General features: G+C 71.5%; 21 protein-coding genes. 12 read left to right on the top strand and 9 right to left on the bottom strand.

Features of this window, described 5'->3' with window-relative positions; all coding sequences use genetic code 11:
• The first annotated feature begins 132 nt into the window (after positions 1–132).
• Complete coding sequence (locus ACZ4UU_RS30185; RefSeq protein ID WP_471906543.1) at positions 133–744, top strand: helix-turn-helix domain-containing protein; 612 nt, start codon at positions 133–135, stop codon at positions 742–744.
• A gap of 57 nt (positions 745–801) precedes the next feature.
• Here the strand turns inward: ACZ4UU_RS30185 and ACZ4UU_RS30180 are convergent, their stop codons facing one another.
• Both ACZ4UU_RS30180 and ACZ4UU_RS30175 read right to left on the bottom strand, forming a co-directional pair.
• Positions 802–1,650: an IclR family transcriptional regulator gene (locus tag ACZ4UU_RS30180; protein WP_471906542.1), complete on the bottom strand. Its 849-nt coding sequence runs from the start codon at positions 1,648–1,650 to the stop codon at positions 802–804.
• Between the two features lie 267 nt (positions 1,651–1,917).
• Complete coding sequence (locus tag ACZ4UU_RS30175; RefSeq protein WP_471906541.1) at positions 1,918–3,282, bottom strand: MFS transporter; 1,365 nt, start codon at positions 3,280–3,282, stop codon at positions 1,918–1,920.
• A 273-nt stretch (positions 3,283–3,555) separates the two neighbouring features.
• Here ACZ4UU_RS30175 and ACZ4UU_RS30170 point away from each other — a divergent pair, with 273 nt between their 5' ends.
• The 8 genes from ACZ4UU_RS30170 to ACZ4UU_RS30135 all read left to right on the top strand — a co-directional run bounded on the left by ACZ4UU_RS30170 (position 3,556) and on the right by ACZ4UU_RS30135 (position 11,077).
• Positions 3,556–4,884, top strand: coding sequence for an aromatic ring-hydroxylating dioxygenase subunit alpha (locus ACZ4UU_RS30170; RefSeq protein ID WP_471906540.1), 1,329 nt, complete (start codon positions 3,556–3,558; stop codon positions 4,882–4,884).
• Positions 4,881–5,225: a bifunctional 3-phenylpropionate/cinnamic acid dioxygenase ferredoxin subunit gene (locus tag ACZ4UU_RS30165; RefSeq protein ID WP_471906539.1), complete on the top strand. Its 345-nt coding sequence runs from the start codon at positions 4,881–4,883 to the stop codon at positions 5,223–5,225. The genes ACZ4UU_RS30170 and ACZ4UU_RS30165 overlap by 4 nt, the downstream gene beginning before the upstream one ends.
• Positions 5,222–6,436 carry an NAD(P)/FAD-dependent oxidoreductase gene (locus tag ACZ4UU_RS30160; protein WP_471906538.1) on the top strand — a complete coding sequence of 405 codons (1,215 nt, stop codon included), beginning with the start codon at positions 5,222–5,224 and terminating at the stop codon, positions 6,434–6,436. The genes ACZ4UU_RS30165 and ACZ4UU_RS30160 overlap by 4 nt, the downstream gene beginning before the upstream one ends.
• A 188-nt stretch (positions 6,437–6,624) precedes the next feature.
• Positions 6,625–7,182, top strand: a complete 558-nt coding sequence (locus tag ACZ4UU_RS30155) for a 3-phenylpropionate/cinnamic acid dioxygenase subunit beta (protein ID WP_471906537.1) — start codon at positions 6,625–6,627, stop codon at positions 7,180–7,182.
• A gap of 14 nt (positions 7,183–7,196) precedes the next feature.
• Positions 7,197–8,063 carry an alpha/beta fold hydrolase gene (locus tag ACZ4UU_RS30150; RefSeq protein WP_471906536.1) on the top strand — a complete coding sequence of 289 codons (867 nt, stop codon included), beginning with the start codon at positions 7,197–7,199 and terminating at the stop codon, positions 8,061–8,063.
• 3 nt (positions 8,064–8,066) lie between these two features.
• Entirely contained in the window at positions 8,067–8,906 is an 840-nt protein-coding gene (hcaB, locus tag ACZ4UU_RS30145; RefSeq protein WP_471906535.1) for a 3-(cis-5,6-dihydroxycyclohexa-1,3-dien-1-yl)propanoate dehydrogenase, read from the top strand.
• Positions 8,907–8,951: 45 nt separating this feature from the next.
• Entirely contained in the window at positions 8,952–10,526 is a 1,575-nt protein-coding gene (locus ACZ4UU_RS30140) for an acyl-CoA synthetase (protein WP_471906534.1), read from the top strand.
• A 65-nt stretch (positions 10,527–10,591) separates the two neighbouring features.
• Complete coding sequence (locus ACZ4UU_RS30135) at positions 10,592–11,077, top strand: GNAT family N-acetyltransferase (protein ID WP_471906533.1); 486 nt, start codon at positions 10,592–10,594, stop codon at positions 11,075–11,077.
• Positions 11,078–11,123: 46 nt separating this feature from the next.
• Here ACZ4UU_RS30135 and ACZ4UU_RS30130 read toward each other — a convergent pair whose 3' ends face one another.
• The 3 genes from ACZ4UU_RS30130 to ACZ4UU_RS30120 are packed head-to-tail and all read right to left on the bottom strand — an operon-like array spanning position 11,124 to position 12,504.
• On the bottom strand, positions 11,124–11,555 hold the full coding sequence (locus ACZ4UU_RS30130) for a cupin domain-containing protein (protein ID WP_471906532.1): 432 nt from the start codon (positions 11,553–11,555) through the stop codon (positions 11,124–11,126).
• Positions 11,480–11,872, bottom strand: a complete 393-nt coding sequence (locus ACZ4UU_RS30125; RefSeq protein ID WP_471906531.1) for a putative quinol monooxygenase — start codon at positions 11,870–11,872, stop codon at positions 11,480–11,482. The genes ACZ4UU_RS30130 and ACZ4UU_RS30125 overlap by 76 nt, the downstream gene beginning before the upstream one ends.
• The gene (locus ACZ4UU_RS30120) at positions 11,869–12,504 is read right to left on the bottom strand and encodes an Ldh family oxidoreductase (RefSeq protein ID WP_471906530.1); all 636 of its coding nucleotides are present in this window, start codon (positions 12,502–12,504) and stop codon (positions 11,869–11,871) included. The genes ACZ4UU_RS30125 and ACZ4UU_RS30120 overlap by 4 nt, the downstream gene beginning before the upstream one ends.
• 100 nt (positions 12,505–12,604) lie before the next feature.
• On the opposite strand from ACZ4UU_RS30120, the gene ACZ4UU_RS30115 reads away from it, so the two are divergent.
• Complete coding sequence (locus ACZ4UU_RS30115) at positions 12,605–12,856, top strand: hypothetical protein (RefSeq protein ID WP_471906529.1); 252 nt, start codon at positions 12,605–12,607, stop codon at positions 12,854–12,856.
• A gap of 95 nt (positions 12,857–12,951) precedes the next feature.
• Here the strand turns inward: ACZ4UU_RS30115 and ACZ4UU_RS30110 are convergent, their stop codons facing one another.
• A complete protein-coding gene (locus ACZ4UU_RS30110; protein ID WP_471906528.1) occupies positions 12,952–13,314 on the bottom strand; it encodes an ArsR/SmtB family transcription factor in 363 nt (120 codons plus the stop codon).
• Positions 13,315–13,616: 302 nt separating this feature from the next.
• Here ACZ4UU_RS30110 and ACZ4UU_RS30105 point away from each other — a divergent pair, with 302 nt between their 5' ends.
• Entirely contained in the window at positions 13,617–14,426 is an 810-nt protein-coding gene (locus tag ACZ4UU_RS30105; RefSeq protein ID WP_471906527.1) for a universal stress protein, read from the top strand.
• Positions 14,427–14,462: 36 nt separating this feature from the next.
• Here the strand turns inward: ACZ4UU_RS30105 and ACZ4UU_RS30100 are convergent, their stop codons facing one another.
• From ACZ4UU_RS30100 to ACZ4UU_RS30090, 3 genes are all read right to left on the bottom strand, one after another.
• Complete coding sequence (locus tag ACZ4UU_RS30100) at positions 14,463–15,791, bottom strand: PP2C family protein-serine/threonine phosphatase (RefSeq protein ID WP_471906526.1); 1,329 nt, start codon at positions 15,789–15,791, stop codon at positions 14,463–14,465.
• A gap of 304 nt (positions 15,792–16,095) precedes the next feature.
• Positions 16,096–17,016 (bottom strand): carbohydrate kinase family protein, encoded by a 921-nt coding sequence (locus tag ACZ4UU_RS30095; RefSeq protein WP_471906525.1) that lies wholly within the window; start codon positions 17,014–17,016, stop codon positions 16,096–16,098.
• On the bottom strand, positions 17,013–17,135 hold the full coding sequence (locus ACZ4UU_RS30090; protein ID WP_471906524.1) for a hypothetical protein: 123 nt from the start codon (positions 17,133–17,135) through the stop codon (positions 17,013–17,015). Before ACZ4UU_RS30090 ends, ACZ4UU_RS30095 begins: the two co-directional genes overlap by 4 nt.
• 414 nt (positions 17,136–17,549) lie before the next feature.
• Here ACZ4UU_RS30090 and ACZ4UU_RS30085 point away from each other — a divergent pair, with 414 nt between their 5' ends.
• Positions 17,550–17,870 carry an alpha-amylase gene (locus ACZ4UU_RS30085; protein WP_471906523.1) on the top strand — a complete coding sequence of 107 codons (321 nt, stop codon included), beginning with the start codon at positions 17,550–17,552 and terminating at the stop codon, positions 17,868–17,870.
• Positions 17,871–18,597 lie beyond the last annotated feature (727 nt).

Below are 18,597 nucleotides of genomic sequence, written 5' to 3'. Positions count from 1 at the left end.
CCCCGACCGGGCACCGGGTCATAGTCCGTGTGCCGCTGTGCAGCACGCCCGGCGTGGTCCACGGTGTCGCGGGGGGGGTGCGGGAGCCGGGCCGGGGCCGGGGCCGCGGCACGGCGTGCTTAAAGTGGTCCCGTGTCCTCAGGAAACGTCGTGGTGGCGCGCAACATCCGCCTTCTCAGAGAGCAGCGCGGCCTGTCCCTGGCCGAGTTGGCCCGCCAGGCAGGGCTGGCGAAACAGACGCTGTCGAAACTGGAGCAGGGTACGGGCAATCCCACGGTGGACACGCTGTTCTCCATCGCGGCCGCGCTCGGCGTGCCGGTCACCAGGCTGGTGGCCGAACGGGAACAGGTCATGACGGTGCAGCGGGCCGACGACGTGGTCTGGGAGCAGAACGGCGGATACGAGTCACGCGCGCTCGACCATGTGTACGGCTCCGGTGTCATCGAGAACTACCTGGTGCGCATCGGCCGTGCTCCGCAGGGCGCGAGCCGGCCGTCCGAGCCGCATCCGGTGGGCACTCTGGAGCATCTGTACGTGATCAGCGGACGGGTGCGCGTGGGTCCCGCCGACAGTCCGGTGGAACTGTCGGCGGGCGACTTCGTGCGGTACCCCGGCGACCGGCCGCATGTGTACGAGTCACTGGACGGGGAGAGCCTGGTGCACATCGTGGTGAGTGTGCCGCGTGTGCAACCCGGTACCGGCGGCACGAACATCGCCCGGACCCATGGCGGCGGGCAGCGCTGACGGCCGAGCGGTGGGCCGAGTCTGTGGCGATCCGGGGCGACGGACCGCAACCCGAGGTCAGGCGGCGGGCAGTCCGTCGAGGCCGGGCGGCGCCGTGTGGCGCGCCTTGGCGGCGGTGACCACCCGTGTCGCCGCGTAGGCCACCCGGCGCAGGGCCGGGGCAAAGCGTGCGGGGTCGAAGCGATGGTCGGCGCCCGCGACGGAGAGCGCGGCCACCGGACGTCCCGCCGGTCCCAGGATCGGCACGGCGACACAGGTGAGGCCGAGGACGGCCTCCTGACGGTCGTAGGCGATGCCGTCCTGGCGGATGCGCCCGAGGTCGGCGCGGAAGCTGCCGGGATCGGTGAGGGTGTACTCGGTGCGCGCCGACAGGCCCGCCGCGACGGCCGCCTCGGTGGCGTCGTGGTCGAAGGCGAGCAGGGCCTTGCCGACACCCGTGCAGTACGCGGGGAGCCGGGCGCCGATCCGGGAGGGTGAGCGCGCGGCCCGGTGTCCGTGGATCTTGTTGACATAGACGATCTCGGTGCCGCGCAGCACGGCCAGATGCACCGTTTCGTGCGTCAGTTCGTACAGATCCGCGAGGTAGGGCAGCAGTCGCTCCTGGAGCAGCAGCGGCGTCGGGCCGTAGACGCGGTTGCCGATGTCGATGAGCTGGGTGCCCAGCCGGTAGTTGCTCCCCACCCGTTCCACGAGGTCGTTGCGCCGCAGGATGCCGAGCAGGCGGAAGGCGGTGGACTTGGTGAGCCCGGCCCGACGGGCGAGTTCACTGACGCCGATCTCGCGGTCCTCCTCGGCGAGCGACTTCAGCAGGACCAGCGCCTTGTCGACGGCGGTCTGCTGGTCGGGAGCGGCGGGCGTCCGGCAGGACGGTTCGGCAGGCTCGGGCAGGGAGGCGGGAAGAGACATGAGGGCTCCGGGGAATGAGGCACCTGGCGACCATCGAAGTGGACGCACGTCCAACATAGGAGACAGGCAATGAAAATGTAAACGCCTCGTCTCCCCCCACGATGTGCGGTCGGACACGGTGTTCGGGGGGACGGAGCCGGTGTTGGCGGGGACATACGCGGCCGGCTACGGACCCCCGGCCGCGCGCACACAACAGCGCCGCCCGTCGTGCCGGGGGCGGCACGACGGGCGGCGGTGGGGATCGCGGGCGCTCCGGTGACCGCCGGCTCAGCGGTCGAACTCCCCGTCCCTGGTCTCGGGCAGGGCCAGGACACAGCCCAGGCTGACCAGGCACAGCCCGCCGGCGTAGACGCCGAGGACGTACGGCGACTGCCAGTGCGCGGTCAGCCAGGTGGCGACCAGCGGGGCGAACCCGCCGCCGAGCGTGTTGGCGAGGATGAAGGTCGCCGAGGCTCCGGTGTAGCGCAGCCGGGCCGGGAACAGCTCCGGCAGGAAGGCCGCGATGGGCGCGAACATCAGGGTGAACAGCACCAGCCCCACGGTGAAGGCCGCACTGATCAGCACCCCGCTCCCGGTCTGCAGGGAGCCGAACATGGGCAGGGCCCACAGCACGCACCCGACGGCTCCGGCCAGGATCACCGGACGCCTGCCCACCCGGTCGGCCAGCCGCGCCACGGGCACGGTGGCCGCCGCTCCGGCCGCCGCGGCGATGCTCGCGGCGGTCAGCATGGTGTTCTGCGGGATGCCGAGGGCCTTCGGCCCGTAGGAGAGGCTGTAGACGATCGTCAGGTAGTAGACCGCCGAGCCGCCGATCGCCGTGCCGATCCCGAGCAGCAGCCGGCCGGGGTACTCCTTGACCAGGGCGCCGAGCGGGAAGCGCGGCCGCGGTGCGGCGGCGCCGGCGGTGACCTCGGTGCCTTCCGCGACGCGCTCGCGGAACACCGGGGACTCCGTGACCCGGCTGCGGACCCACAGGCCGATGACGACCAGGAAGGTGCTCAGCAGGAACGGCACGCGCCAGGCCCACTCGGCGAAGCCGTCCTTGCCCGCGACGGCCAGCGTCGGCAGGATCACGGCGCTGGACAGCAGGAAGCCGAGCGGCGGGCCGGCCTGCGGAATCGACGCGAACAGCGCCCTGCGCCCCGGCGGCGCGTGCTCGGCCGCCAGCAGCACCGCCCCGCCCCACTCGCCGCCCATGCTCACGCCCTGGAGCAACCGCAGGACGATCAGCAGCACGGGCGCGAGGAAGCCCGCGGTCTCGTACGTCGGCAGCAGGCCCACGCCGACCGTGGCCACGCCCATCACCACCAGGGAGAGGACCAGGGCCCGCTTGCGGCCGACGCGGTCACCGATGGTGCCGAAGAGCACCACGCCGACCGGGCGGGCCAGGAACGCGGCGGCGAAGGTGAGGAAGGCGGCCAGCGTGGAGAGCGTGGCGTTGCCGGAGGGGAAGAAGGCCGGGCCGAGCACCAGCGCGGCCGCGGTGCCGTACACGGCGAAGTCGTAGTACTCGATCATGGTGCCGACCAGGCTGGCCATGGCGACCCGGGACACGTCGGTCTTCCGCGCGGCGGGCGCCGCGGCGGGGCTGGCGGCGCCGGCTGGTGCGGCGTTGCTGGTGGTCTCGGACATGGAGCGGCTCTTTCCGATCAGGTCCTGATCCGGCGTGATCCAGGACACAACTGGGGACTGCGCCGGGACTGTAGGGACCCGCCGGCCGGTTGGCGGACGCATGTGCCGCTGTGCGGCACGGCGGAAACGGAGCCGCCGGCACCGTCGTGCCGCACCACGGAACAGCGGCTGGCCCGGCCGTCCCCGGGTGCCGTCTGCTGGGCGCATGCAGCGACACGACACCACCGCTTCGGTGCGCGGCACCGGGGCCGGGGTGTCCGAGGAGATCCAGCGATGACATCCACCCCCGTCCGCCGACCGGTGGACCGCCTCGCCCGCGTGCCCGAGCCGGCCGTCGACGTCGGCCCGTACTTCGACCTCGACCACGGGCTCGTCGACCGCACGATCTTCGGTGACACCGCCCTGTACCGGCAGGAGCTGCGCCGCGTCTTCGCTCCGAGCTGGCTGTTCCTCGCGCACGAGAGCCAGTTCGTCAAGCCCGGTGACTTCTTCACCACGTACATGGGCGAGGACCCGGTCATCGTCACCCTGGGCAGGGACCGCAGGCTGCGGGCCTTCCTCAATGCCTGCCGTCACCGGGGCATGCGGGTGTGCCGAGCCGACGCGGGCGCGACGAAGGCGTTCACGTGCAGCTACCACGGCTGGTCGTACGACACCTCCGGCAAGCTCGTCAACGTCCCCAACGGCGACGACTATCCGGCCCACTTCGACCGGGACCAGTGGGGTCTTACCGAGGTCGCGCAGCTCGACACGTACAAGGGACTGGTCTTCGCGACCTGGAACCCGGACGCGCCCCCGCTGGTCGAGGCGCTGGGCGGCATGACCTGGTACATGGACGCGATGCTCGACCGCGACCCGGAGGGCACCGAGGTCGTCGGCGGGGTGCACAAGTGGGTGCTGGAGGGCAACTGGAAGCTCGCCGCTGAGCAGTTCGCCTCCGACTGGTACCACGTCAACATCTCGCACGCCTCCGCCCTGATGGTCATGTCGCCCACCGGCAAGGGGCCGAAGACGCAGATCGTGCAGACGCCGGGCCGCCAGTACACCGACCCGCTGGGCCACGGCCACGGCTTCCCGACCCATCCCAAGAGCCGTTTCGACGACCGCGTCGTCCACGGCTACTACGACTACGAGGCGCTGCGCGAACGGCTCGGCGACGCCCGGGTCGAGGGCCCGATGACCACCGGACACGCCACCGTCTTCCCCAACTTCTCCTATCTGCCCGTCAACGGCTCCATCCGGGTCTGGCACCCCAAGGGCCCGGACCGGATGGAGGTCTGGGCGTGGACGCTCGTCGACAGGTCGATGCCGGAGGAGGTGAAGGACGCCCAACGCGTCTACAACCTGCGAACGTTCGGGCCGACCGGCATCTTCGAGCAGGACGACGGCGAGAACTGGAGCGAGGTCCAGGCCACCGCGCACGGCTTCGTCTCCGGCTCGATGACCCTCAACTACCAGATGGGGCTGGGTCTTTCGGCCGAGGACGGCGTCCACCCCGGTACCACCGGCCGCCTCTACAGCGACGGCGCGGCCCGCGGCTTCTACGCCCGCTGGCGAGACCTGATGAACACGCCCGCCTGGCACGAGAAGGACACCCGATGACGACCAACAGCGCTGTGCGCGTCGCCGCCGTCGGCGACATCGAGGAGGGCGAGGCGCTGAAGGTGCCCGCCGAGACCACCGGCCAGGCCGACGCCATCGCCGTCTTCCACGACGGCGGCGCCTACTACGCCCTCGACGACACCTGCACCCACGGCCAGGCGTCCCTCGCCGACGGCTGGATCGAGGACGGTGAGGTCGAGTGCCCGCTGCACAGCGCCCGGTTCTGCCTGAAGTCCGGCGAACCGCAGTGCATGCCCGCCACGCTCGCGCAGCGCACCCACCGGGTCGAGGTACGTGACGGAGAGGTCTGGCTGCACCCCGGCGAGGAGTCCGCCGGATGAGCGCCCCGCGCAGCATCGCCGTCGTCGGCGCGGGCCTGGCCGCCGTCTCCACCTGCGACGCCCTTCGCGCCCGGGGCTACGACGGCGAGCTCGTCCTGTACTCCGCCGAGCACGGGCTGCCGTACGACCGGCCGCCGCTCAGCAAGGACGTCCTGCTCGGCAAGTCCCGCCGTGAGGACGTCCTGCTGCGGCCCGAGCGGTGGTACGACGAGCAGCGCGTCGAACTCCGCGACGACACCCCGGTCCGGGCGATCCATCCCCGCGAGGGCGGTCTGGAGCCGGCCGACGGCACGCGCGCCGCCGCCGACCGGATCGTGCTTGCCACCGGCGGTACACCTCGCGCGTTGCCGGTACCCGGCGGCGACGATCCCGCCGTCCATGTGCTGCGCACCTGGGAGGACGCCGAACGCCTCCGCGAACTGCTGCTGCCCGGGGCCCGGGTCGCGGTGATCGGGGCGGGGCTCGTCGGGGCGGAGACCGCGGCCGTCGCGCACGCTCTGGGCTGCCGCGTCACGCTGATCGACCCGGTTGCGGTACCGCTGGCCGCGGTGGTCGGGAACGAGATCGCGGGCGCCCTGCACTCCAGGCACTCGGCCGAGGGCATCAAGGTGCTGACAGCGGGCGTCGAGCGCATCGAGCGCGCCCCCGGTGGCCTCGTGGTGCACCTCTCCGGCTACGGCGGTTCCGTGGCCGCCGACACGGTCGTGGTCGGCATCGGCATCCGCCCGGCCACCGAACTCGCCGAGGCCGCCGGGCTGACCGTGGACAACGGCATCGTCGTCCACCCGGGGCAGCGGACCTCCCACCCGCACGTTTTCGCCGTCGGCGATGTGGCCCGCCTTGACGGGCACCGCGTACGCCACGAGCACTGGGAGGCCGCGCAGCGGGACGGTGAGGCGGCAGCCCGCGGCATCCTGGGCCTCGCGGTTCCTGACGCGGGCGCCACCTGGTTCTGGTCCGACCGGCATGGTTCGCGGCTGGAGGCGGTCGGGAACATGGCGGACACCGAGCGCACGGTGCTGCGCGGGGCTGTGGACACTGGTGCGTTCACCGTGTTCGGGCTGCGGGGTGACCGGTTGGCTGCTGCGGCTGCCATTGATCAGCCTCGGGACATCAAGGCTGCTCGGCGGATCGTCGACCGGGGCGTCGCTGTCGACGTGGCCCTTCTGTGCGACGAGAGCGTGGATCTTCGCGGGCTGCTGAAGCGCTGACGCGTCTGCCGAGTGCGGTGCCGTTGGCGTGTGCGGGTCGCCGGTGGTCGCTCGCGCGGTTCCCCGCGCCCCTGGACGGCGTTGCCGCAACCGCCGCTGTGCCGTTCAGCGGCACATCCGCTCCCGAATCCAGCGCCTTCCGCGCTGGAATGTCACCCACCCGGCGCGGCCCGCAGGAGGACCCACCGATGAGCATTCACCCCACCGGCGAGGCCACCGACACGGTGATCGGCGCCGACATCCGGCTCCACTTCGAGGTGCAGCGGCTCTACGCCGTCGAGGCACAGCTCCTCGACCAGCACCGCTACGCCGACTGGCTGGAGCTGTTCGCCGACGATCTGCGCTACTGGGCGCCGGTGCGCACCAACCGGCTGCGGCGGCAGCAGGCCCTGGCCGACGGGGGGCCCGGCGAGGTGGCGATCTTCGACGAGACCAAGGCGAGTCTGGCCTGGCGGATCCGACGGTTCGACTCGGGCATGGCCTGGGCCGAGGACCCGCCGTCACGGACCCGGCACCTGATCACCAACATCATCGTCCGGGCGGGCGAGGAAGCGGGCGAGTACGTCGCCGAGTCCGCCTTCCTCTGCTACCGCAACCGCCTGGAACGCGAGGTCGACCTGTACGCCGGCGGACGCACCGACGTCCTGCGCCGTGACCCGGGCGACGGCCGGCTGCTGATCGCCCGCCGCACCATCCTGCTCGACCAGAACGTCCTGCTCGCCAAGAACATCAGCACCTTTCTGTGAACCGGAGCCCGCTCGTGACCACTGAACAGACCACAGAGGTGAAGCTCGTCGAGCACACCGTGCAGACCACGCTCGGACCCATCGCGGTCAGCGAGGCCGGTGAGGGCCCGGTGCTGGTGATGTTGCACGGGGGCGGCCCCGGTGCCAGCGCGGTGGCCAACTATCACCAGAATCTCGCCGCCTTGACCCCGCACTTGCGGGTCGTGCTTCCCGACCAGCCCGGTTTCGGCGGCAGCTACCGCCCCACCGAGGCCGACCTCGACGCCCGCAGCATCACCGAGATCACCGTCGACGCCGTCCTGCAGACCCTCGACGCCCTCGGCATCGACCGTTTCCACCTGCTGGGCAACAGTCTCGGCGGCGCCGCCGCGATCGGCATCGCGCTCGAGGTCCCGCAGCGGGTCGAGAAGTTGGTGCTGATGGCGCCCGGCGGCGGCTGGCTGCCCTTCGGGCCCACCCCGACCGAGGGCCAGAAGGCCATGTTCCGCTACTACCACGGCGAGGGCCCGACCCTGAAGAAGATGCGGGACTTCATCGGCGTGATGACCGCCGAGCCAAGGCGCTGGGCGGACACCGCGCAGGCCCGCTACAAGGCGTCCCTCGACGAGTCCCACATCGCCTTCTACCACGCCTACAACGCGGCCTTCGCCAAGCGGCACGGCATGGACCCGCTGTGGCAGCGCGTCCACAGGATCAAGGCGCCCACCCTCTTGCTCTGGGGCCGCGACGACCGCACCATCACCCTCGACGGCGCCCAGCTCATGCTCAAGCAGATCCGCCACGTCCAGCTGCACGTCTTCGGCGGCTGCGGGCACTGGGTGCAGCTGGAACGGCAGGCGGAGTTCGAGCGCCTGGTCACCGACTTCCTCAAGGAGCACTGACCCATGGGCTGGCTGGCGGACGAGGTCGCCCTGATCACCGGCGGCGGCTCCGGCATCGGTCGCGCGGTCGCCCTGCGCTACCTCGCCGAGGGCGCGCGGGTGACGGTGCTGGGCCGCGATGCCGCGCAGCTCCAGGAAGTGGTCGACGCCGCGGGCGACCTGGGTGAGCGCGTGCTGACCGTCCCGGGTGACGTGCGGTCCCCGGAGGATCTGCATCTGGCGGTGGAGGCGACGGTCGGACGGTTCGGCAAGCTGGACGTCCTCGTCCCGAACGCCGGGATCTGGGACTACCACCGCAGCGTCACCCGGCTCACCGGCAAGGAACTCTCCGAGGCCTTCGACGAGATATTCGCCATCAACGTCAAGGGCTACGTCCTGGCCGTCGAGGCCGCCTGGCGGGAGCTGGTCGCCACGCGCGGGAGCATCGTGATGACCCTGTCCAACGCCTCCTTCCACACCGACGGCGGCGGCTCGCTCTACACCGCCAGCAAGCACGCCTGCCTCGGTCTGCTCCGCCAGTTCGCCTACGAGCTGGCACCCAGGGTCCGCGTCAACGGCGTCGCCGTCGGCGGCATGCGCACCCAGCTGCGCGGACCGGAGAGCCTCGGCCTCCAGGACCGTACGCTGGCCGCGTCCTTCGCCCGCAACGAGGCGTCGGGCCGGCAGCAGCCGCCGCTCATCCCCCTGTACGACTCCAGCGTGGAGCCGGAGGACTTCACCGGGCCGTACGTCCTGCTCGCCTCCCGCGCCGACAGCGGCACCGTCACCGGAGCCGTCATCCCCGCCGACGGCGGCATCGCCGTCCGTGGTTTCCATACGCCCGCCGGCGGCGCCGGCCTCTGACCCGCCCCGGTCCGTCCGCTCGACAGCCAACGAAGGAGCCGCCGCATGGCCGCCGTCGACATCAGCCCCGCCACGGCGCTGAACCGCAGAGCCCGGTCGCGTACCGCCGACGCCCTGGTGTACGAGGGGCGGGAGATCTCCGCCGCCCGGCTCGGCGACACCGCGGCCGGGTTCGCCGCCGCACTCGCCGAGCAGGGGCTGCGCCGCGGTGACCGGATCGCCTACCTCGGCTTCAACAGCGTGACCTTCTTCGAGACGTTCATCGCGGCGGCCCACCTCGGTGCGGTCTTCGTCCCGGTCAACTTCCGGCTCGCGGCCGACGAGGTGCAGCACATCCTGGTCGACAGCGGCGCCCACACCCTGGTGGTGGAGGAGGGCCACCGTGAACTCGTGGAGTCGGTCCTGAGTCAGGTGCCTGCCCGCCGCCACCTCCTGGTCGACACCGACCCCGCGTGCCCGGCGACGGAGACGCCCCCCGCGCCCTGGACCCCGCTGTCGGAGCTGCTGGGCGTGGCCCGGCCCGGTCGGGAGCGTGCCACCCTGTACGAAGCCGACCTCGCGATGCTCATGTACACCTCCGGCACGACGGGGCGGCCCAAGGGTGTGATGCTCACCCACGGCAACATCTGGTGGAACGCGGTCAATGTCGACAGCGTCGTCGACACCCGGGCCGACGACGTGAACCTGGCCGTCGCCCCGCTCTTCCACATCGGCGGCCTCAACGCCCTCACCCTGCGCACCCTGCTGCGCGGCGGCACGGTCGTGCTGCGCCGCGGCTTCGACCCCGAGCAGTGCCTCGACGACCTGGTCCGGTACCGCGCGACCAGCTTCTTCGCCGTCCCGGCCATGTACGCCGCCGTGGCCCGCGTGCCCGGCTTCGCCACGGCCGACCTCTCCGCGCTGCGGGCGGCCATCGTCGCGGGTGCCCCGGTGCCGCCGCAGCTGATCAGGGACTACGCCGAGCGGGGCGTCCTGCTCCAGCAGGCCTGGGGGCTGACCGAGACGGCGCCCTTCGCGACCTATCTGCCGGCCGGGCTCACCCTGGAGAAGACCGGATCGGCCGGCACCGCCATGCCGTACACCGAGGTCTGTCTGACCCACCCGGGCACGGGCGCCAGGATCCACGACGTCGACGCCCGGGGCGAGATCTGCGTACGCGGCCCCAACGTCACCCCCGGCTACTGGAACAACCCGGACGCCACCCGCGCCGCCTTCGACGACGCCGGCTGGTTCCACACCGGTGACATCGCCCACCGGGACAAAGACGGTCTCTACTACATCGTCGACCGCCTCAAGGACATGATCATCAGTGGTGGGGAGAACGTCTATCCGGCCGAGGTGGAACGGGTCCTCGACGCCTACCCCGGTGTCCTGGAGGCGGCGGTCATCGGCGTCCCCGACCCCAAGTGGGGCGAAACAGTGCTCGCCGTCCTCACCTGTGAGCCCGGCACCGAGCCCACGGTGGCCGACGTCCGCGACTTCGCGGGGCGGGAGCTGGCCCGCTACAAGCTCCCCACCAGAGTCCTGATCGCCGAGCGCCTGCCTCGCAACGCCAGCGGCAAGCTCGCCAAGGCCGAACTCCGACGCTGGGTCGAGCAGCAGACCACCTCGGCCCACTGACCCATCCCCTCACCGGGCCTTGCCGCACGCGGGCCGGGCCGCCCACACAACCACGGAGCCCCGTCATGACCCTCGTCCTCGACGCCCCACCGGTGCCCTCCTTGCCACTGCGCGCCGCGGGCTGGACTCTGCGGCCGACCACTGCGTCCGCCGACGTCTCCCGTGGCAACGCCCGCGTCCACACCGCCACCTGCGACGCCGGGCCGGCCGTCCGCCTGGAGATCCACCGCGTACCTCACCACCCGCTGCGCGCCTGCTACCCCTTCGGCGCCCATGACCTCATCCTCTCCGTCACCCCTCCGACAGAGACGGCCCCCATCACCGAATTGCTCCGCAGCCTCCTCTCCGCCCTCTTCACCGCCGACCCCCGCTGCCGCCGCATCATCGCCGCACCGGCCGAGAACGACTCCGAGACCCAACGCACCCTGGAGGCCGCGGGATTCCGCCGAGTGACCGAGGCCGACCTGCCCGATGGTTCGGTCGTGCTGTACACGGCCGAGCCGCCGGCCGTGACGAGCGTGTCGACCGCCCTCGACGACATGCCCCACTGAACGCGGTTCCGACTTCGCCGAGCACCGGGGATCCGAATGGTGCGGCTCATGCGGTGGGTGCTCCTCCCTTGTCGTGCGCGGAGAGGTGCTCGAAGGTCTCGCCGGTGGCGGTGATGGTGCGGGTGACGTCCCGGCCGCCGTAGACCCAGTAGATCCGCATGCCTTCCCGGCCCCGGTCGAGGAACCGGTGCGGTGTGCCGGCCGGCACCCAGGTGGCCTGTCCGACCTCCAGGTCGAAGAACTCGCCGTCGATCTCCGCGGTCGCCTCGCCCTCGAGGATCAGGACGGACTCCTCGACGTCGTGGCTGTGCAGAGGCAGGCCGGTGCCGGGCTGGAAGACCGTCTGGCCGGTCGTGATGACGGCCGTCCCGGAGTTCCATTTGCCGACATGGGGGAGGGTGGCTACGCCGCCGCGGTCGAAGCGTTCGACGTCGTCGGGGTGGACGAGCAGGTGGGGCTCAGCGGGCTCGGTGCACATGTGGGCGGCTTTCGTTCAGGAGTGGTGGAAGACGCGGCGGGAGAGCGTGTTGACCTGGCTGCCGGGCACGACGTACCTCGCCGCGGCCTCGCGCCAGACCTTGAAGTGGGTGCGGCGCGGTGGAACTCGACGGCGGCCTCGTCGTCGTAGATCTCGTGGAAGACGAAGTGGTGGTCGTCGTCCAGGTCGCACACGACGTCGAAGTAGCGGCAGCCGGGCTCGTCGGTGAAGGAACGCTCGGCGTTCTCCTCGATGGCCGCGAGGAAGTCCTCACGGCAACCGGGGACGACCTGGAGCAAGACGGTCAGGGCGATCACGCGGGCGGCTCCTCGGGGGCGGGGGCGGGGGCGGGCAGGGGCATGGACACGCCGGTGGCGTCGGCGATGCGGGCGAGGGCGGCCCAGGTGTCGTCGACGAGCGTGATGCCCTCGGTGCGCAGGCGCTCGGCGGTGCGGATCTCCGGCTCACCGGGGACGAAGACCTCGGCGGTGCCGGGCGCGGTCGGGGTGGACTTGGTCTCCTCGATCAGGGTGTCCATCCGCTGCCCGAACTCCGCCGGGTCGGCCATGGAGCGGATGTCGACGCAGATCAGCAGGTGGCCGACGCCGCTGCGGCCGGTGGAGCGGTAGGGGCCGACGACCGCCGGACCGAAGGCGCTGCCGGTCAGCACGCCCGCCAGGACGTCGAACATGAAGGAGATGACGTACCCCTTGTGTCCGGCCATCGGCAGGACCAGGCCCTCGATCGCGCGCCGCGGGTCGGTGGTCGGCACGCCCTCGGCGTCGGCCGCCCAGCCCTCGGGGATCGGCTCGCCGCGCTCCCTGGCGTGGTAGAGCTTGCCGCGCGCCGCGGCCGTGTTCGCGATGTCCATCACGACGGTGCCGTAGCGGCCGCTTGGGGCGGCGATCGACCACGGGTTGGTGCCGACCCACCCCGCCGGTAGTGCCATGTGCGCCCCCTGTTCGGGTGTTTGTCCGGACGTCGGCGCTTCTCGCCCGAGGGCAGGCGGCAGACCTCTGGCGAGCACACACCTACCGAAGGAGACGCTCATGCGTACACGTACCGTGCTGGCCGCCGTCGCGTTCGCCGGCACTGTTCTGCTCGGAGGCGCGGGCCAGGCCCTCGCCGACGAGCACGACGAGACGGGCGGCATCGGAGTCGAGGCCGGGCCCAACTCTCCGGCCGCCCCCGACTTCGGCCAGAGCAACTCCGGCTTCGGCCAGGACGAGTCCGGTTTCGGCCAGGACGCTTCGGGCTTCGGCCAGGACGGCTCGGTCTTCGACCAGGACACCGGCTTCTGAGGAAAGCCCGACGTTTCCTTCCCTGCCCCCGCACCTTGATGCCCGGTGCGGGGCAGGGGAAGTCGTCGGTGGGCGCCGCCCTGAACGGCGACGGGCTAGGGGTCGGCGCCCGGGCGGGGTTCCGCCTCCGCCTGCCCGTCCCGCAGGTCGGCGAGCAGTTCCGCCTGGCCGGCCAGCACCCCGGACAGGATCGTGCGCGCCACCCGCAGCAGCTCCGCCACATGCGGGCTGGTCAGCGAGTAGTACACGGTCGAGCCCTCCTTGCGGGTCACGACCAGGTTCATCCGGCGCAGCACCGCGAGCTGCTGAGAGAGATGTGCGGGTTCGATGCCGATCTCGGGCAGCATCTCGGCGACGGCGTACTCCCGCTCGCTCAGCAGCTCCAGAACGCGGATACGGGCCGGATGACCGAGCGTCTTGAAGAACTCGGCCTTCAGTCGGTACAGCGGCGTGCTCATCGTGCCGTCGCCTCCCCGGCGCCACAGCACGGCCCCGTCGGCCGGGCCCCGGCCCCTCGCATCCACCCACATGTCACGGACATGCGGTCCATCTTCGCCTGTGACCCGGCCGGCGCCGAACCCGCCTGCCGCCTGCCGCCTGCCTCACCATCATCCGCCGGGACTCCTCGGCGGTGTGCCGGACGCCGTTGGTCACCAGTTGTGCGATTCAGCAGGTCCGAAGTCCCGGGTGGCAGCGGTCTGTCGCCGGAGTGATCCTTGGACAGGCGAGGGGGTCGTGCTCCGGTGCTGGAGGAGGTCCCGTGGGGAAGCTCGTGGTCGTCGGAGTGGACGGTTCGGCGTCGTGTCGTACCGCGGTGGAAGCGGCTGCCCGGGAGTCCCGGTGGCGTGGCGCGAGACTGCACGTGGTGCATGCCTTCAGTTGGCCGGGCAGGCCGATGTACACACGGCCGGACACGGCGCCGCTCGACCGGCTGACGGGTGAGGCGGCGGAGCACGCCCGCGCTGTGGCGCCCGGCCTGGAGGTCACCGATGCGGTCGTGGCGGGCGGTGCGGTGGAGGTGCTGGGTGCCGAGTCGCGGGCCGCGGACCTGGTGGTCGTCGGCGCACGGGGTCTCGGCGGTTTCGTCGGGATGCTGCTGGGCTCGACCGCGGTGTCCCTGGCCGCCCACACAGAGTGCCCGGTGATGGTGGTCCGCGAGGAACCGACGGGCACCGGGCCGATCGTGCTGGCCGTCGACGGCTCCCCCGTGGGCGCGTCGGCGGTGGAGTTCGCCTTCGCCGAGGCGGCGTTGCGCACGGCGGAGATCCACGCCGTGCACGCCTGGCTGCCGGACTACGCACCGCCCGGCACCGGTGTGGAGAGTGCGGAGCGGCTGCTGGCCGAGGCGCTCACCGGTTTCACGGAGCGGTATCCGGACGTTGTGGTCAGGCAGGAAGTACTGAGCGGCGAACCCCGCGAGACGCTGATCGAGGCCAGCGGGCAGGCCCAGTTGATGGTCGTCGGCGCCCGAGGGCGCGGCGGCTTCGCCGGGTTGCTCCTGGGTTCGGTGAGCCAGGCGGTACTGCATCACGCGCACTGCCCGGTGACGGTCGTCCGCGGCAAGGAGTGAGCGGCCCGGCCCGGCGTCGGCGCGCCCCTGACCGTCTCAGTCGCGCGGGGTGCGCAGGGCCAGGAGCGCGATGTCGTCGTGGCCGTCGCTGGGGTGGTGGTCGGCGATGTGTCGTACGAAGTCGTCCAGCGGCAGATGTGCGTGGTCGGCGGCGAGTTCGGCGAGCTCGGCCAGGCCCTGGTCGATGGGCCGGTCGGGGTGTTCGACGAGGCCGTCGGTGAAGAAGACCACGGTGGCCCCGGCGGGCACCGGGCGGACATGGTCGGGACGGTCCTGGTCGGTGTCCACCGCGAGCGGCAGGCCCGGCTCGGCGTCGAGATACTCCGTGTGCCGGTCGGGGCCGATCAGCAGCGGGGGGAGGTGACCGGCCGTGCTCCAGTGCAGGCGCCAGCCGTCCTCGGCGGGTTCGACGCGGGCGAGGCAGGCCGTGGTGACGGGCAGATCGGTGATGGCGTGCAGAGCGCGGTCGAGCTGGGTGAGCACGCTGCTGGGCGGGGTGAGCCGGTCGAACAGCAGGGCGCGCAGCATGCTGCGGGTCTGCGCCATGGCCGCGGCCGCGCTCATGTCGTGGCCGACGACGTCGCCGATCACGACGGCACACGCGTTGTCGGGCAGCCAGAGGGCGTCGTACCAGTCTCCGCCGAGGTGGGCGGGGGTGAGCGCGGGGCGGTAGATGACCGCGGCGGTGAAGGGGCGCAGGTCGGGCAGGGTGGGCAGCAGGAGTCGCTGGAAGTGTTCGGCGCTGTCGCGGACCTGCTCGAACAGGCGGACGTTCTCGATCGCGATGCCGGCGGCGCCGGCCAGGGCGACGACGATGTCCTCGTCGTCGCGGTCGAAGGGCCTGCCGTCAGCGCGTTCGGACAGGTAGAGGTCGCCGTAAATGGTGCCGCGGACGCTGATGGCAACGCCCAGGAGCGTCCGCATGCGGGGATGGCCGGGCGGGAACCCCACCGAGGCGGGGTGGGACGCGATCTCGTCGACCCGCAGGGGCTCGGGGTGGTGGATCATGTGCCCCAGGACCCCGCGCCCGCGCGGGAACTCGATCCCCGACAGGTCGGCGCGCTCGGACTCCGACAGCCCGGCCGTGATGAACTGCCCCAGTTGCTCCCCGGACTCGTCCAGCACCCCCAGCGCCCCGTAACGCGCCCCGACCAGATCCATGGCGGTGGTGACGATGCGGTGCAGCACCGCGGGCAGCTGCATCTCCTGACTGATCATCAACACCGCGTCCAGCAGCCCCTGCAACCGGTCCTTGGCGGTGGCCAGCTCCCGCAGCTGCGCGGCGATCTCTTCCAGCCGGACATCCGACCGCGGGGCCGGATCGGCATCGGCCTGCAGTTCGGGTTCGTCGTCCTCGCCCGCCATCACGAACGTCCGATGGTGTCCGCGGCCTCGGCGGCTTCCGCGGCCTCGCCGGCTTCGGCGTTCCTGGCAGGGGTCATGCCCTCGTGCCCCTTCGTCGTCACATGACCGGCCGAGCGGGCATCGGCCGGCCGCGGACCTCTCCTCGCCACGTTTCCGAGGATCGTGAGGGACCGCGATCCAGCTGCTCCTCGGGTGACACCTTCCGGTGAAAACAGGGAGCCGCTCGGCCCAGAGGGAGTCAGCGGCGCCCCCGAAGCCTCCGCGACGACCAAGGGCCATGATGGTGCGCGCCCGGGGCGCTCCCTCACTCCGCCGTGCTCACGCGGGCGCAGGCCGCGCGCAGCCCGGGCAGGTCGATGAACTCGGTGTGGGTGCCGGCACTGGCACAGGCGAACGCTCCCGACACGGACCCGGCCAGGACGCACTCGTCCATCGACCGGCCCTCGAAGTGGGCGTGCAGGAAGGCGGTGACGAAGGCGTCGCCGGCACCGTTGCTGTCGACCACCGGCCGCTCGGGCCGTACCGCGGGGAAGCGCCGCACCTTCGACTCGCCGCGCACGAGCAGATGGCAGCCGTCGGCGCCGTCCGTGGCGACGACGAACCGGGCCCTGCCCTCGTCGACGATGCCGTGCAGGACCTCGTCGAGGCGGTCGTGGACGGCCGCGGCGCTCATGAAGACGTAGTCGGAGGAGAGGGCGTAGGTGCGGTGGTGCGGGTTGAGCCCGTCCCAGTCGTGCAGGTCGGTGGAGCTGGTCAGGCCCAGTCGGTGAATGTCCTCGTAGAGGTCGCGGTTGTGCCCGATGATGGAGAGGTGGACATGGCGTGCCCGCTCCAGGTGCGGCAGGTAGAAGTCGCGGGGCAGGCGGAGGTCCGCCGGGTGCCGGGAGTCGTAGAAGGAGAAGCGGCGGCCCTGCGCGTCGACCAGGTTGACGCCGCGTGGCGTGCCGTGCGGCGACACCACGTGACTGAAGTCGAGCCCGCGCCGTGCGTACGCGGCGAGTACGGCGTGGCCCTGCGGGTCGTCGCCGAGGAAGTCGATGAACTTCGTGGTCAGCCCCAGGGCGTGCCAGCCGAGCGCGACCCCGTTGCCGGTGTGGGCCACGTAGTCGTGGACCGGGGGTACGTGCAGCGAGTCGCCGGGCGGGATGCGCAGCGCGTCGACGCGCACGACGGTGTCGACGCCGGCTCCGCCGACCACCAGGACGTCGTAGTGGGGCATGCTCATGTACGGGTTCCTTCCATGACGGCCGCGGTGTCCTCGACCAGCTGCACATGTCCGTTCTCCAGGACCGCCGCCGAGTCGATGTCCTGACCGGGGCGGATCACGGCGCCGGGCAGCACCACGCTGCGCCGGACCCGTGCGCCAACACCTTTGCACGGTCCACCTCTTGCGGATCCCGGGCGAGCCACGTTCAGTTTCGGACGCATCGCCGTCTTCGCCGGTCGCCGGCGACGGCGTTCTGGTGGCAGGTGTCAGTCCTGCTCTGTCGCGGTGCGCGCGACCGATGCGGCCGCGCGCACCCGAACTTCCGGCCGGAACCGATGGCCGCCTCCAGTCCTGGTACGACCGACCTGACCTGGCCGTTTCATGGCGTCGCAGGGTCCAGTACCCAGCAGTGAAAGGGATTCCATGATTTTGCGAAACTTGCCGCAAAAGTTTTCACACACCCCTCACCACCTCCTACGCTGACCGCACACGTTCACGAAGCGAAGGGATTGAGCACGATGATGCGGATAACGCGTTCAACTTTCATAGCCATGACAGTGGCCCTGTGCTCGTCGACCGCGGGCACGGCGGCGTCCGCCGCCCCCCAGGCGGTCGCGTCACAGGAAGCGGCGCGTTCGACGCAGGAACCGACCGCGGCACCCGACTGCGTGCGCCTCACCGTGGATTGGCGCTACACCTTCGCCAGCAACGACTGCTCCGGCACCTACACCCTGAGAGTCGCATACCTGGACGGAACCGAGGTTCCCTGCCGGACGGCGGCTCCCGGTACCCTGATCACCTTCCCGGGCCGGGGAACGCAGGGCAATGAAGTCCTGGGCGCCGTCCTGTGCGACAGCCAGGGCGACACCTGACCGCACCGCGAAAAGGTTCTGCCCTCCCGGCGCCGTCCAGCCTCCCTGGGCGGCGCCCTCCTTTTCGGGACGGCTGCCACAACCCCTCCCATGGACCGGCCACGGACCGTCGCATCGATTCGACCCGCACGCCCGTACCGGGCGACCCTGCCCTGCGCGCCGTTTCCGCGGGGACGGGACCTTCGCATGACCGCAAGGTCAGGCGGCCTTCGTGGCGGTGCGGCCCGGAAGTCGCGGAAGGCCTGTCGGATCTCGGCGTGTGTGTTCAATGACCGTGGGCCCGCCCAGGGCGGCGAGCTGCCGGATGAGCGGGCCGCTGAAAGTCATGACCACACTCTGGCCTTGTCGATACGTCCTGACAAACCTATTGACATCCCCTTGAAGGCGTTCGATAGTACGGACACCTAGAGCGCGCTAGTAACGCGCTCTAGTGACATCGGGCAGCACCCACCCATCCGCTGCCGTGGACAACATCTCCTCGCCGCACACGGCGCCCTCAGCATCGCTCGCCGGCTGCGCCAGGCCTGGCGAGGGCCTCTTCACCAAGGCCGCACCACCCATACCCACCCTGATCAGCACAGCGAGGTGCAAGGGACATGCACAGACACCACCGAGCCGCCGCTCTCACCGCCACCGCCCTGGCCGGCGTCCTGTTCGCCGCGGGATGCTCCAGCAGCTCCGGCGGCAAGCAGTCCGAGGAAGGCTCCGCGGACACCTCGGCGGGCAA

It is taken from the genome of Streptomyces sp. NPDC028907, from assembly GCF_055564995.1.
Note: the sequence above shows the minus strand (reverse complement) of the source record. Positions and strands in the feature narration are given on the sequence as shown.

Excerpts from the sequence above, each read along its gene's own strand:
- ACZ4UU_RS30180 (WP_471906542.1), bottom strand. The coding sequence starts at position 1,650 with ATGTCTCTTCCCGCCTCCCTGCCCGAGCCTGCCGAACCGTCCTGCCGG.
- ACZ4UU_RS30175 (WP_471906541.1), bottom strand. The coding sequence starts at position 3,282 with ATGTCCGAGACCACCAGCAACGCCGCACCAGCCGGCGCCGCCAGCCCC.
- ACZ4UU_RS30170 (WP_471906540.1), top strand. The coding sequence starts at position 3,556 with ATGACATCCACCCCCGTCCGCCGACCGGTGGACCGCCTCGCCCGCGTG.
- ACZ4UU_RS30165 (WP_471906539.1), top strand. The coding sequence starts at position 4,881 with ATGACGACCAACAGCGCTGTGCGCGTCGCCGCCGTCGGCGACATCGAG.
- ACZ4UU_RS30160 (WP_471906538.1), top strand. The coding sequence starts at position 5,222 with ATGAGCGCCCCGCGCAGCATCGCCGTCGTCGGCGCGGGCCTGGCCGCC.
- ACZ4UU_RS30155 (WP_471906537.1), top strand. The coding sequence starts at position 6,625 with ATGAGCATTCACCCCACCGGCGAGGCCACCGACACGGTGATCGGCGCC.
- hcaB (WP_471906535.1), top strand. The coding sequence starts at position 8,067 with ATGGGCTGGCTGGCGGACGAGGTCGCCCTGATCACCGGCGGCGGCTCC.
- ACZ4UU_RS30140 (WP_471906534.1), top strand. The coding sequence starts at position 8,952 with ATGGCCGCCGTCGACATCAGCCCCGCCACGGCGCTGAACCGCAGAGCC.
- ACZ4UU_RS30135 (WP_471906533.1), top strand. The coding sequence starts at position 10,592 with ATGACCCTCGTCCTCGACGCCCCACCGGTGCCCTCCTTGCCACTGCGC.
- ACZ4UU_RS30130 (WP_471906532.1), bottom strand. The coding sequence starts at position 11,555 with ATGTGCACCGAGCCCGCTGAGCCCCACCTGCTCGTCCACCCCGACGAC.
- ACZ4UU_RS30120 (WP_471906530.1), bottom strand. The coding sequence starts at position 12,504 with ATGGCACTACCGGCGGGGTGGGTCGGCACCAACCCGTGGTCGATCGCC.
- ACZ4UU_RS30115 (WP_471906529.1), top strand. The coding sequence starts at position 12,605 with ATGCGTACACGTACCGTGCTGGCCGCCGTCGCGTTCGCCGGCACTGTT.
- ACZ4UU_RS30110 (WP_471906528.1), bottom strand. The coding sequence starts at position 13,314 with ATGAGCACGCCGCTGTACCGACTGAAGGCCGAGTTCTTCAAGACGCTC.
- ACZ4UU_RS30100 (WP_471906526.1), bottom strand. The coding sequence starts at position 15,791 with ATGGCGGGCGAGGACGACGAACCCGAACTGCAGGCCGATGCCGATCCG.
- ACZ4UU_RS30095 (WP_471906525.1), bottom strand. The coding sequence starts at position 17,016 with ATGAGCATGCCCCACTACGACGTCCTGGTGGTCGGCGGAGCCGGCGTC.
- ACZ4UU_RS30085 (WP_471906523.1), top strand. The coding sequence starts at position 17,550 with ATGACAGTGGCCCTGTGCTCGTCGACCGCGGGCACGGCGGCGTCCGCC.